The sequence below is a fragment of the Rhodococcus sp. BS-15 genome (assembly GCF_000813105.1).
Taxonomy (GTDB): domain Bacteria; phylum Actinomycetota; class Actinomycetes; order Mycobacteriales; family Mycobacteriaceae; genus Rhodococcoides.
Window position 1 is genome coordinate 1 of sequence record NZ_BAOX01000145.1, and the last position, 11,859, is coordinate 11,859.

The window sequence follows — 11,859 nt, forward strand, 5'->3', positions numbered from 1 at the left end:
TTGCCGGAACCGTTGGGCCCCAACAATCCCACCGTTCGGGCGGGCGCGGGGTGCAGCGTCACTCCGTCGACCACCAGAGCGCCGCCGCGCTTCCAGGAGACGTTCGACGCGTGCAGTGTCATCGAATTCCTCTCTTGCGGGCCATGATTGCGATGAAGGCGGGAACGCCGACCAGTGCGGTCCCGACGCCACCGGCAGTGGGGTAGGGGCGAAGGCGACTCGGGAGACGGCGTCGACCCACACCATGAAGATCGCGCCGATGATGGCAGTGGTTGGCACGAGGCGGCTGTGGTTGGGTCCCACCAACAGTCGCGCTGCGTGCGGAAGAATGAGGCCGACGAAGCCGATGGCACCGGCCACGCTGACCAATGTCGCGGTGATCAGGGCGGTACCGACGAGCAGTGCCAGGCGCACCGTCTTGACGTCGAAGCCCAGCGAGGATGCCACCGAGTTGCCGAATGCGAAGGCGTCGAGCACGTACGCGTAGTAGCAACACACCACCGCGCCGATACCCGCCACCGTCACGCACAGCACGACGTCGTTCCATCGCACCCCCTCGAACGATCCGAGGAGCCAGAACATCACGCCGCGGGTCTCGTCGGAGTCCGCGAACGCGAAGATCACGAACGAGGTGAGCGCAGAGAACAATTGGGTGGTCGCGACACCGGCGAGGATGACGCGGTCGTTTCCGCTGCCGGACATGCGGGCGAGGAAGAGCACCAGAGCGAACGCGACGAGCGCGCCGATGAACGCGCCTCCCGACAGTCCGAGTGCGGCACCTCCGACACCGAGAACGCCGACCACGACGGCTCCCGTCGACGCACCCGAGGACACCCCGAGAACGAACGGGTCCGCCAGCGGATTGCGCAGAAGCGACTGCATGATGACGCCGCAGATTCCGAGCCCGACGCCACTGGCGGCGGCGACCAGCGCTCGGGGCAGCCGTTCCTCCCAGACGATCGCGTTCTTCGACACCTTCACCGGGACGTCGGTGACGCCGAGGTGATTGAGCACCACATCGCGGACGTTGACCAGCGAGATGTTCGCCGGCCCGAGCGTGATGGCGACGAGAATCGACACCACGCACAGCACGACACCGCCCAGCAGGGCCAACACCCAACGCCACAGGTGGCGGGAGGTCTGCGATCGCTTGGCGGTGCGCCGGGGGGTGATGGTCGCGGTCAGGACGACAGTCCCAGGTCGCGCAGTCCGGCGGACACCTTCTCGACGCCGTCGACGGCCCGGATCGACGGGTTCATCTCCGCACCGTGCAGCGAGATGTAGCGCTTGTCGCGGACGGCGGCCATCGTGCTGGTGACGGGGTCGGACTCGAGGAATGCGATCTTGTCGGCGAGCAGGTCACCGGGAAAACGGTTGCGCGCCAGGTCGCCCAGAACCAGGACGGTCGGATCTCGATCCACCATGGTCTCCCATCCGACGGCAGGCCAGTCGTCGTCGGTATCGGCGAAGACGTTCGTCATCCCGACCGTTCGGGCGAGCAGATCGGCCGAGCCGCGTCCGCCTGCGATGTACGGGCTCTTGGTGTCCGCGAACCAGAATGCCACGGAGACATCGGATTTCGCCGTGGTTGCGGTGGCGTCGGCCATGCGGGTCTTCAGTTCGTCGACGAACTCGGCACCGCGGGCGTTGACGTCGAAGATCGCTGCGAGTTCGGTGATCTCCTGGTACAGGGACTCCATGGTGAGCGGCGTCGTTCGGGTGTTGCCCCCGTTGACGCTACGACCGGCGTCGCAGTCGGTGGGGGAAAGATACGTGGCAGCACCGGTTTCGGTGAAGCGCGAACGCTGCGCGACGCCGCCCTGCTCGAAGTGGCGTCCGAACGATGCGGTGACGAGGTCGGGTTCTTTGTCGACCACGACCTCGTAGGTGGGAGCATTGTCGGCCAGCCGGGGAACCGATGCGTTCGCGTCGGCGAGGTTCTCGCGGACCGGATCGGTCCAGGACGCGGTGCCCACCATACGGTCCTGCACACCCAGTGAGAGAAGAATTTCGGTGGAGTTCTGATCGAGCGAGACCACTCGCTGCGGGGCGGAGTCGAAGGTGACCGACTCGCCGCAGTTCTCGATCGTCAGCGGATACGACGTCCCGCCATCGGTGGCTTCCGCGGCCGCGTCGGGTACCTCTTCGGATGCCCCGCACGCGACGAGCGATCCGACCAGGGCAGCAGCGACGGCGAGGGTGCCTGCGCGGCGACGAACGTTGAGCACGTGAAATGTCCTTCGGGGTTCAGACAGCAACGAGCCGCCGGGGATTACCCGACGGCGCAGCACGCCCGTGGCGCGCATGAGCACAGGCTAACCTTTGGTCGACGGTGATGGAAATCGTCTGCTCCGGGGCACCGGCGAGGAACCGGCCTGCGCACGCGATGCCCGCGGCACAATAGCGATGTGACCGACTTCAACCAGATGATCATCGAGGAGTTCCGCGGAAACGGCGGACGCGTATCCACGGCCGGCTTCGGCGACTCCCTCGTCGTCGTGCACTCGATCGGTGCCAGGAGTGGCGAGATCCGGCTGAACCCGCTGATGGCAATTCCCGAGGAGGGCAGCTGGTTGATCGTCGGCTCGGCAGCCGGTTCACCCAAAGACCCTGCCTGGGTTCACAATCTGCGCGCACACCCTGCCGTCGACATCGAGGTGCCGGTGGACGGCGCGGTACAGACCGTCGCGGTGAAGGCCTCGGAAGTCCCCGATGTCGAATGGGACAGCAGTTGGCAGAAGTTTCTCGATGCCTCCTCCGGATTCGCGAAATACGTCGAGACCGCTGAAGGCCGTCGATTCCCGATCTTTCGGCTTGCTCCCGCTTGAACTGATGCAGGCGCTACATCGTTCCGCTTTCAACGAGCATCGCGCCCCCTGGCAGAATGAACCCGTCGCCACGGGACTCGGGGTCGGCTCGGTGCACGAGTGTCGAGTCGTGGTGGCGTCACCCTCGTACCCGAAGGCCACATCCACATGCATCTGCTTCGACGATGGTGGTCGTTTCCCGCCGATTTCGCCTGGTCGGCCGCCTACCATCGGATGAGTCCGCTGCTGAGCCACGTCCACGTCGCGGTGGGCATCTGGTGCGGGTTCTTCGCGGCTCTGTGCGTCGCCGCTGCTCATACTCCTGCAGGGTTCGACTCCGGTACTTCCGAGAAAGCCGGCTATGCGATCGCTGTGGCGAACACGGTGGTCGGAGTCGCCTGGGTCCGCGGACCCTTTCCTACCGAGAAGGTGTCTCGGTTGTTCGTCGCCTACATCGAGGTGGCGATCGCAGCCGTGTTGTTCCTGTTGGCCGATCCGTTCGTCGCGCTCCCTGGGGCAGCGGCCCTCGGGATCATCGGCAGCTACATCGCGGTCTTCCACAGTCCGAAGTTGTTCGTGGCTCATCAGACCTGGTCCGTTGCGGTGACCGGAGCCCTGTTGTTCAGGGCTGTCATGGAGCCTTCGGCCGATGTGGTCCTGGCGTACGCTACCTGATTCTTCTGACCTTGATCTTGTTCTCTGCGCCGATACTGACCCAGTCACTTCTGTTGTTGTTGCGCAGCGACGCGGCCACTGCCTTCTACGATCCGCTGACCGGGCTCAGAAACAGGCGAGGATTGGACGCTGCGATCACTCAGCGAGGCAACGACCCGGACGGGCACGGCAGCACAGCGGCTGTGCTCGTCGTGGATCTGGATGGATTCAAGCTCGTGAACGACCGGTTCGGGCACGCACACGGTGACGTAGTACTTCGAGTGACCGCCGAGGCGATCGACGCGGCATTCCCGCCGCCCGCCATCACCGCGCGCACCGGCGGCGAAGAATTCGCGATCCTCACCTACGTCGACACAGACGCGGCGATCGAACAGGTCGCCGCGCTACAGACACGACTGGCAGCAGACCCGGAGGTGGGTGTCACAGTGAGCGTCGGCGTTGCTCACCTCGAGGCGACGTCCGTTGCTCGTGACTTCCGCGAAGCCTGGAGCCGAGCGGACGTTGCGATGTACGCCGCGAAGCGGGCGGGCGGAAACTCGGTGTCGTTCGACCTGTGAACGTTCGAGGAGTCAGTCCTTCGGAAGTTCATGACATGCTCGATGAATGCCCATGCCCGACTGGCAGGACCAACCGGCAAATCGCGAGTACAAACGGAAGCTGCGCGATCTGCAGATTCCGATTCCGCGATGGTGGCCGGGTCGGATGAACATCGAGATCGTCGGCGGCGACCTCGAGACCGGTGCGGTGGTTGCCCATCTTCCGGTCGAGGGCAACCCCTACTCGCCCGAGTGCCGGCCCACAGCCCGACTGGTGGCAACACCGATGTGACGCTGGCCGATCTCGACCGCAACCACGTACGAACCGAATGGGTCGACGGCGACTGGAAGTACATCGTGTTCGGTCGCGAGGAACTCGACGCGGTCGATGTGGGACACATCAGGATCTCGATGCGTTCGATCTCTCTGGAGGTGTCCAGTAGGGCAGTCACTTTCGATCCCACCGATCACGAACTGTTCGTCGTACAGGCCCTTCGGTTTCGATTGGCAACTGCTACAGAACGGCTCCGTCCATCGGTATGGAGACCGTTTCGGACTCGACACCGCGAGCGCACACCTGGCAGATCTCGACTATGTGGTGCACTCCCTCGATGCCGGCCTCTGGCTCGATACTGCCGATATGCATACGGCCCTCGCTACCGCGTTGTCCTTTCCTGGCTACTACGGACAAACCTCGACGCACTGAACGATTGTCTCGGTGACGTGGGGCGGTACAGCTACGGAAGCGAATCGAACAGTGCCGGAACAGTGTTGGCCATCGCCGGCTTCGATTCTCTTCTCGATATCGATCGACCGACGGCGCTGGGGGTGCTCGACGTATTCGCGCGCCAAGCTCGGCTGTCCGCGCTGTACGGGCACGCAATGTTGTGCCTTGTCGAAACCGCCGGTGACGAACTCGGAAAAGTAGGCGGCACGGACGTCTCGCAGGCGACGGTGACGGGGTTCCCGCCCGACCCGCCCGAGCCGTTCGACGAGTCGACCATCATCGAGTTCGGGTTTCAGTTCTACGCAACGGCAGATGAAGCCGAAGATCTCGCCCTTCGGTTGGAGTCGGCGACGGCTCCGATTCTCGACGAGGTCGGGCGATACTGCACTCGTGTCGATCTGGCGTCGGAACGTGCGGGGCAATCCGATGAGCGACACTCGAGCTCGTTCAAGCTTCGTGGACCCGGACAGGACCTTTACGAGATATGCATTGCCACGCGGGGAACAGGAGATCGCAGCGTGCTCGGCGAACGGATTTTCGAGGCCGTCACCGGGCGCGGGCTGCCTTTCGAGCAGATGAGCGAGACTCCGTTCGGTGGTCCATTTCTGGCCGATGCGTTCGAGAAGTACCCGTCGCTCGGTTGACTTCCGATCCGCGCAAGCTCACGGCCGCGGAATTCTCGCCGACCCGCAGGTGAACAACCGAGAACGGTTGGCGTAATAGACTTCGACACCGGTTGGCGACCTCGATGCCCGACGCGTTGCCACGCAGCAGATCCGCTGCGACCCAAAGTCGGAAGGTCCCGAATCGGACACGACAACCGTGAGTTCGCGGGTTTCGGATATCGGTTCAGGACTTGTGGACCGGAAGGTGCCAAACGGCTTCTGTTGGGGCACAATGCTCCTCGAACGGCACAACTCGACGACGGGGACGAGATATGCGAATCTTTGCGCGAACCACCGGTGTTGCCGCAGCAGCGGCCCTTCTGCTACTCGTATCGCCTGCGTCCGCGCTGGCTGCCGAACCCGGGGACGTCACCTACTCGTTCACTGCTGTCGGTTCGAGCGTCGAGAACACGATCACGAACAACTCGGGCAGCGTGATCACCTGCGGGACGTCGCTCGCGCCGGCACCCGACGGAGTGCTTCCCCCGGTCGGTGAAGTGATCGGAAACGGACAGTCCCTCTACAGGGGCGGGGAGGTGCCGGCAGGCACCACCACGCAGGTGGTCACCGACGTGCCGGCAGGCACGTACGTCGCGTTGGCGTCGTGCACGCTGACCGAGGGTGACTCGACGACCGCGTGGATCTCGGACTACCCAGGTCTCGACGAGTTCTTGGCGCAGATCCCCTGGACGTCGTACACGGTGGAACAGGCCTCCGCCATCGTCACCGTCCAATAACGCACAGGGATTCGACGTGGCCGCAACCCTGGAGCAAGCCTCCTATGTCTTTCGTGAATGGCACAAGCGCATCGAGGAACGCGACGCGCCCGCTCTGTCGGAGCTCTACGCGGCAGATGCGGTTCTCGAAAGCCCCCTTGTGCCAGTGCTGTTCGATCTGAGATCCGGAATAGTCCAGGGAAGAATCGCACTCGACAGCTTCCTGCAGGAAACGACGCGAAAGCGATTCGACGAGAACACATCGCCGTCGCCCCACGGCAGGGACATCTTCACGTTCGACGGGCACCGCCTGGTCTGGGAACACCCACGCCAGACGACGAACGGCGACAAACTCGATCTCGTCGAGATCGTGGAACTGGACGGCCCCCTCATCTCGAGGCACCGAATCTATTGGGATTGGCACGGTATCGCGCACATCGATACCTCCGACCGATCTCGAGTCACTCGAAGGGATCGAGTCAGCCCGAGCTGAGGGTGTCCCTCACCCCGATGGCGTTATCCGATTTCGGCTCAGTTCTCCATACACTGAAGCCCGTGACTCGGGTGAGCGGTTCCCACGGCTCCGATCGTCGTCGTCTTCTGGCCGACGGGGCTATCGAACTGCTGGCGACCGACGGTGTGCACGGACTGACTCACCGTCGTCTCGACAAGGCGCTCGGGATTCCTGCCGGTTCGACCTCGAATGTCTTTCGTCGGCGCATCGATCTGCTGCGGGCCGCGCTCGATGCGCTCGTAGAGCAGGAAATGGTGGTCGTGCACGACGCTCTGGGCGACCGTGAGCCCGGTCCGTGGAGTGGGTCCACCGCCGCCGATGTATTCGCCGACGTGGTCGACGCGTGGCTGTTGCCGGTCAATCGCACGTTGCTCGTCGCGCGCTACACGCTGATTCTCGAGTCCTCACGATCCGACGAATTGGCACCGTTGTTGATCGCCGCGCGCGGCCGCTTCACGGCGTTGGCCGAGTTGCTCTGCGCCGCAGCCGGTGTCGGTTCCGAGGACGCCTCTCTCGACCCGGCGATTCAGCTCGTGGCCTGGGCGGACGGTGTGCTTCTCGCGCACGTCACCGCGGGAGTCCGGGCACCGACGCGCGCCGACGTCCAGCAGGTAGTTCGTAGGTTGCTCGAGCCCTGACGTCGATGTCGTGTTCTGGTCTCGAATCGCTCTGCGGGTCGTCCGCGTACGGTATCGGAAAACTACGATCGTAGTTTCCGTCGAATCCGACGGGGGGGGGATCCTGGGGCCGAGGGGTGGACGATGATCGAGGAACGAACGACTTTCACGGTGGACGGTGTCGAGGTAGCCGCAGTGATGACTTTGCCCGAGGGCGAGCAGGTGATGCCGTGCCCGGCCGTGTTCACGGCTCCGGGATTCGCCGGAGTCAAGGAGATGCTGATACCGAACTACAGCGCCGACCTCGCCGCCGGTGGGGTGGCGTCACTCGCATTCGACTACCCGGGATTCGGCGCGAGCGGAGGCGACGTACGCCAGCACATCGATCTACCTCAGCAACTGCGGTCCTTTCGTGCCGCGCTCGACGTTCTGGCGCGCGACCCACGCATCGATTCCGAGCGAATTGCCGTGTGGGGAACCAGCATGTCCGGAGGACACGCCATTGCTGTGGCCGCGGAAGATCCGCGAGTGAAAGCGGTGGCCGCGATCATCCCGTTCATCCACCTCACTCCCACCGGCAATTTCGAGCTCGCACCGGTCATCGTTCGGGACGCACTACGACGTCTGTTCCGCAGGCCGGGACTGACCATCCCGGCGGCGGGACGGCCGGGTGAGGTGGCGACGATGAATTCGGACGGAGCCTACGAATGGTCTCTCGAGATGGCGCGCGGAGCGGAGAACTACCGCAACGAGGTGACCGTTGCTTCGCTACCGGCCATGTTGCGGTGGTCGACGCGCAAGGCGGCAGCCCGTCTCACCGTTCCGGTTCTCGCGATACTCGCCGAATCCGACACCATCACTCCGCCCGTACGGGTGCGCAAGGCACTGTCCCGCGTCGACGGTGTCGAATATGTTTCCTACCCCGAATCGCACTTCGAGCTGTTCACCGATCACGCTGAGGCAGTTCGTAAGTCGACGGTGAAGTGGTTGGTCTCGAAGCTGGGAGAATGACTCGCAGCGCGTGACGTGCTGGGGTTGTCAGTGCGCGAGGGCCTGCTGTCGGTCGGCTACACGGGCGGCAACGGCAGAAGCGAGATCGGCGACCTCTGTAGCGAGTTCATCGCGACTTCTGGTATCGGTTTCATGCAGGAAGGTCGTCGATCCGACTGTGGCACCGCAGTATTCGACGATGCCCCGTTCGATCTGCGTTCGGAACGCGTCGTACACGCCGTGGCGTTCGAAGCTGTCGGCGTCGTCGCCGGCAAGGGGGACCAGGTGAACGGTGAGTCGATCAAGCTTCTTGACGATGCCGTATTCGGCAGTGAGATCGTAGGCCCATCCGCTGACGAAGACGCGATCGATCCACCCTTTGAGCAGTGCCGGCATGGACCACCAGTACATCGGGAAGACCAGAACCAGGTGATCGGCGCGGTCGATTCGTTCCTGTTCGGCACGCACGTCAGCGGGCGTGATTCCCTTGCCTCGAAACAGATTCAGGTCGCCACCGGCGAAACGTGGATCGAAGTTCTCCACGGCGAGATCGGCCGTCTCGACGGTGCCACCTGCGGTGCGGATCGCGTCCGATACGGATCGGGCGACGTGGTGGGTGAGGGAGTCGGGGTCGGAATGGGAGACTACGACGAGTGCGGTCATGGCTGATTCCTTCGGGTGAGGTGAAACGGCTATGTACCAAGAGTAGGTTACTATTCGTATATAGCGCAAGGAGGTGCCCGATGGCCCGGACGCGACTGTCTCGTTCCGACCGATACGACCAGTTGGTGGAGGTCTCGTGGGCTCTCGTGCGAGCGGAAGGGGCCGACGCTCTGACGCTCGGCCGACTCGCCGAACATGCCGCCGTCGCAAAACCCGTGGTGTACAGCCACTTTGCCTCGCGTGCAGAACTCCTGGCCGCACTGTTCACAGAATTCGACGACCGGCAAACGGTCATGCTCGAGGAATCCCTCCGCTCCGCGCCCACCTCGTTGAACGGACGCGCACAGGCCATCGCCAACTCGTACGTGGGATGCGCGTTGGCGCAGGGACGTGAGCTGACGGGTGTGCTGGCGGCACTGGAGGGCTCGCCCGAACTCGAACAGGTCAAGAGAACGGCCGAACGGGCGTACTCCGATCGATGCCGGTCGATTCTCGAGCCGTACAGCGCCTCCGGCGGGATCTCGGCATCGTCGATCACGGCGATCTTCGGTGCAGCGGAAGCACTGTCACAAGCGGCGGTTTCGGGCGCAATCGCACCCGAGGAAGCGACAGGCGAACTGGCCGAGTTGATCATCGCCGTCGTGGGGAAGCTCTGACCCCGCAGCTCACTCGGCGATGAACATCGGCCTACCGACAACCGGATCTGCCACTACTCGGGCGCGGATCTCGAATACGTCCTCGAGCAGCGTCGGTGTCACGATGTCGCGGGGATGACCGTCGGCAACGATGACACCATCCCGCATGGCCACGATTCGATCGCAGTACCGCGCCGCTTGATTGAGGTCGTGCAGCACCATCACCACGGTCTTCCCGCGATTCGCGACCAGATCGGCGACCAACTCCATCACATCGATCTGATGACGCACGTCGAGATACGTGGTGGGTTCGTCCAGTAGCAGAATTTCGGTTTCCTGCGCCAAAGCCATTGCTATCCAGGTGCGTTGACGCTCCCCGCCGGAGAGTGAATCGACAGTGCGGTCGGCGAGGTGGAGGATTCCGGTCGAGGACATCGCTGTGTGCATGGCCTCGTCGTCGTGCCGTCTGAGCATCGACAGTGCCCCGAGCCTCGGATATCGCCCCTGTTCGACGAGCTCTCGGACGCGCAGTCCCTGCGGTGCGATGGCGGTCTGGGGCAGGATGGCGAGTCGTCGGGCCGTCTCGATCGACGACCGATCACGCAGAGGGGTGCCGTCCAGTCGTATCTGTCCGTGCAGAGGGGCCAGTACCCTGGCCAAGGCCATCAGCAACGTCGACTTGCCCGATCCGTTGGGGCCGAGGAATCCGGTGACCGTTCCGCGCGGAACGACGAAGCTCAGGTCCGAGACCGCGTGAACTGTGCCGAATTGCTTGGTCAGTGCCTGCGCTTCGAGCGCCGCTCCCGGATAGCTGGTCATCTGTGCGCAATCCCCCTGGCCGTTGGTCACCTCGAGTACCGGCTGCTCGGGGCAACCGGTACTCGAGGCTACGGTGTGCGACCGACATCCGGTGCGGCCACTCGTGCGCGAGCCCTCCCGCGTCAGCGATGCAGCGCGGCGGCAATCTCTCGGTAGGTCTCGAACGGATCGGCCAGGTCGGGCAGCGAGTGCAGGGTCACGTGCGATGCACCTGCGTCGATGTGCTCGTTCAATCGTGCTGCGATCGCGTCGGCGGTACCGTGCGCCACCAACGCGTCGATCAGTCGGTCGCTGCCGCCGTCGCCGATCTCCTCGTCGGAGTAGCCGAGTCGGTTCAGATTGTTGGTGTAGTTGCGCAGGTGCAGGTACGGATTGTTGACCGGTGGCCGCCCGATCGAGCGCGCCTTCTCCGGATCCGACTCGAGGACCACCTTGTGCTCGGGTGCCAGGATCTTGTTCGGTCCCAATGCCTCTCGTGCTTCACGGGTGTGCTCGGGGGTGGTCAGGTACGGATGCGCACCTGCGGTGCGGTCGGCCGCCAGCGCGAGCACCTTCGGGCCGAGAGCAGCGAGGACGCGTCGCTCCACCGGGACTCCGGCCTCGTCGAGAGCGTCGAGGTAGGCCACCAGAGCGTCGTACGGCTTGGTGTATTCCTGTGTCGCCTCCGGGTGGCCCGCGCCGATTCCGAGGACGAAACGGCCCGGGTGCTTGCTCTCCAACCGGTGATACGACGTGGCGACGTCGGCCGCTGCGTCCGACCAGATGTTGACGATGCCGGTGGCGACGACGACCGTCTCGGTGGCGTCGAGGATCTCCTCGGTGGTGGTCAGGTCCGCCGGCGGTGAGCCGCCGAGCCAGATCGTGCCGTAGCCGAAGGATTCGATCGCCCGGGACAGTTCGGGGGTGAACGCCGAGTGCAGTCGCCAGACGCCGTACTTGCCGAGTTCAGGTGTGGAAGTCATGTTCTGAGTCAACGCGTTCCACTCGCGAAGATTCCGCCTGGTCTCATGCGTCCGGTTCGATGATGCGGTTCTCCGGGAATCGGGCAGGCGGCGGACCGAATGCGTCGCGGGCGTTCTTGATGACACCCTTGCCGACCGCACGGTTGCCCGCGCCGCCGATCGCTGCGCCGATTCCGGCGGGGAGCATCTTGCCGACCAGCAGCGCGCTGCGCTTGGCGAGGTACTTGGTGATGAACTTCTTCACCAGCGACTTGTTCATGGTCGCCATCGAGCCGCCCGGGATGCGGGAGGTGATCAGCGGGCCCCAGTTCTTGGCCGTCTTGCCGACGGTTCGTTGCACGATCTGCATGCCCGATTCGCCAAGAGCAACCGACAGCACCAGGGCGCGTCGTTGCTGGTGGTTCTGGACGGGAATGCCGTGTACGGACGCGACCGAGAGTGTCAGCAGCGCCGAGGACTCGATGAAGAACGCGGTTTCGGCACCCACCGCGGCGAGCGAGGCGACGGTCCCGACGCCCGGGATCGCCGCGGCA

General features: G+C 64.2%; 15 protein-coding genes and 2 pseudogenes. 10 read left to right on the forward strand and 7 right to left on the reverse strand.

The features are described 5' to 3' along the window. The 3 genes and pseudogenes from RHBS_RS30725 to RHBS_RS16385 all read right to left on the reverse strand — a co-directional run. Positions 1-122 (reverse strand): annotated as a pseudogene (locus tag RHBS_RS30725) (ABC transporter ATP-binding protein); the annotation flags it as partial. After that, a pseudogene (locus RHBS_RS16380) lies at positions 119-1,083 on the reverse strand (FecCD family ABC transporter permease). The pseudogenes RHBS_RS30725 and RHBS_RS16380, both read right to left, overlap by 4 nt. A 98-nt stretch (positions 1,084-1,181) precedes the next feature. Beyond that, positions 1,182-2,306 (reverse strand): ABC transporter substrate-binding protein, encoded by a 1,125-nt coding sequence (locus RHBS_RS16385; RefSeq protein WP_121872686.1) that lies wholly within the window; start codon positions 2,304-2,306, stop codon positions 1,182-1,184. Positions 2,307-2,408: 102 nt separating this feature from the next. Between RHBS_RS16385 and RHBS_RS16390 the strand changes: the two genes are divergently transcribed. The 9 genes from RHBS_RS16390 to RHBS_RS16425 all read left to right on the forward strand — a co-directional run bounded on the left by RHBS_RS16390 (position 2,409) and on the right by RHBS_RS16425 (position 8,268). Further along, on the forward strand, positions 2,409-2,828 hold the full coding sequence (locus RHBS_RS16390; protein WP_121870928.1) for a nitroreductase/quinone reductase family protein: 420 nt from the start codon (positions 2,409-2,411) through the stop codon (positions 2,826-2,828). A 99-nt stretch (positions 2,829-2,927) separates the two neighbouring features. Beyond that, the gene (locus RHBS_RS30730; RefSeq protein WP_237669282.1) at positions 2,928-3,482 is read left to right on the forward strand and encodes a hypothetical protein; all 555 of its coding nucleotides are present in this window, start codon (positions 2,928-2,930) and stop codon (positions 3,480-3,482) included. Positions 3,483-3,493: 11 nt separating this feature from the next. Then, a complete protein-coding gene (locus tag RHBS_RS30735; RefSeq protein WP_237669283.1) occupies positions 3,494-4,039 on the forward strand; it encodes a GGDEF domain-containing protein in 546 nt (181 codons plus the stop codon). A 46-nt stretch (positions 4,040-4,085) separates the two neighbouring features. Beyond that, positions 4,086-4,310 (forward strand): hypothetical protein, encoded by a 225-nt coding sequence (locus RHBS_RS16400; protein ID WP_145977530.1) that lies wholly within the window; start codon positions 4,086-4,088, stop codon positions 4,308-4,310. Positions 4,311-4,741: 431 nt separating this feature from the next. Then, on the forward strand, positions 4,742-5,389 hold the full coding sequence (locus RHBS_RS16405; protein WP_128646046.1) for a hypothetical protein: 648 nt from the start codon (positions 4,742-4,744) through the stop codon (positions 5,387-5,389). A 293-nt stretch (positions 5,390-5,682) separates the two neighbouring features. Further along, positions 5,683-6,147 carry a hypothetical protein gene (locus RHBS_RS16410; RefSeq protein ID WP_121870925.1) on the forward strand — a complete coding sequence of 155 codons (465 nt, stop codon included), beginning with the start codon at positions 5,683-5,685 and terminating at the stop codon, positions 6,145-6,147. 16 nt (positions 6,148-6,163) lie between these two features. Then, the gene (locus RHBS_RS16415; RefSeq protein WP_121870924.1) at positions 6,164-6,619 is read left to right on the forward strand and encodes a nuclear transport factor 2 family protein; all 456 of its coding nucleotides are present in this window, start codon (positions 6,164-6,166) and stop codon (positions 6,617-6,619) included. Positions 6,620-6,690: 71 nt separating this feature from the next. After that, entirely contained in the window at positions 6,691-7,278 is a 588-nt protein-coding gene (locus RHBS_RS16420; RefSeq protein ID WP_128646047.1) for a TetR/AcrR family transcriptional regulator, read from the forward strand. Between the two features lie 123 nt (positions 7,279-7,401). After that, positions 7,402-8,268: an alpha/beta hydrolase gene (locus RHBS_RS16425; protein ID WP_121870922.1), complete on the forward strand. Its 867-nt coding sequence runs from the start codon at positions 7,402-7,404 to the stop codon at positions 8,266-8,268. A 27-nt stretch (positions 8,269-8,295) separates the two neighbouring features. On the opposite strand, the gene RHBS_RS16430 is transcribed toward RHBS_RS16425, so the two are convergent. Further along, complete coding sequence (locus RHBS_RS16430; RefSeq protein ID WP_121870921.1) at positions 8,296-8,910, reverse strand: NAD(P)H-dependent oxidoreductase; 615 nt, start codon at positions 8,908-8,910, stop codon at positions 8,296-8,298. 80 nt (positions 8,911-8,990) lie between these two features. On the opposite strand from RHBS_RS16430, the gene RHBS_RS16435 reads away from it, so the two are divergent. Continuing rightward, positions 8,991-9,566: a TetR/AcrR family transcriptional regulator gene (locus tag RHBS_RS16435; protein ID WP_121870920.1), complete on the forward strand. Its 576-nt coding sequence runs from the start codon at positions 8,991-8,993 to the stop codon at positions 9,564-9,566. 9 nt (positions 9,567-9,575) lie between these two features. On the opposite strand, the gene RHBS_RS16440 is transcribed toward RHBS_RS16435, so the two are convergent. From RHBS_RS16440 to RHBS_RS16450, 3 genes are all read right to left on the reverse strand, one after another. Continuing rightward, positions 9,576-10,364 carry an ABC transporter ATP-binding protein gene (locus RHBS_RS16440; protein WP_128646048.1) on the reverse strand — a complete coding sequence of 263 codons (789 nt, stop codon included), beginning with the start codon at positions 10,362-10,364 and terminating at the stop codon, positions 9,576-9,578. Positions 10,365-10,486: 122 nt separating this feature from the next. Then, positions 10,487-11,326 carry an LLM class F420-dependent oxidoreductase gene (locus RHBS_RS16445; protein WP_121873228.1) on the reverse strand — a complete coding sequence of 280 codons (840 nt, stop codon included), beginning with the start codon at positions 11,324-11,326 and terminating at the stop codon, positions 10,487-10,489. 43 nt (positions 11,327-11,369) lie between these two features. Further along, on the reverse strand, positions 11,370-11,859 hold a 490-nt coding region (locus tag RHBS_RS16450; protein ID WP_128646049.1), incomplete at its 5' end, for a hypothetical protein.

Excerpts from the sequence above, each read along its gene's own strand:
- RHBS_RS16385 (WP_121872686.1), bottom strand. The coding sequence starts at position 2,306 with ATGCGCGCCACGGGCGTGCTGCGCCGTCGGGTAATCCCCGGCGGCTCG.
- RHBS_RS16400 (WP_145977530.1), top strand. The coding sequence starts at position 4,086 with ATGCCCATGCCCGACTGGCAGGACCAACCGGCAAATCGCGAGTACAAA.
- RHBS_RS16410 (WP_121870925.1), top strand. The coding sequence starts at position 5,683 with ATGCGAATCTTTGCGCGAACCACCGGTGTTGCCGCAGCAGCGGCCCTT.
- RHBS_RS16425 (WP_121870922.1), top strand. The coding sequence starts at position 7,402 with ATGATCGAGGAACGAACGACTTTCACGGTGGACGGTGTCGAGGTAGCC.
- RHBS_RS16430 (WP_121870921.1), bottom strand. The coding sequence starts at position 8,910 with ATGACCGCACTCGTCGTAGTCTCCCATTCCGACCCCGACTCCCTCACC.
- RHBS_RS16435 (WP_121870920.1), top strand. The coding sequence starts at position 8,991 with ATGGCCCGGACGCGACTGTCTCGTTCCGACCGATACGACCAGTTGGTG.
- RHBS_RS16440 (WP_128646048.1), bottom strand. The coding sequence starts at position 10,364 with ATGACCAGCTATCCGGGAGCGGCGCTCGAAGCGCAGGCACTGACCAAG.
- RHBS_RS16445 (WP_121873228.1), bottom strand. The coding sequence starts at position 11,326 with ATGACTTCCACACCTGAACTCGGCAAGTACGGCGTCTGGCGACTGCAC.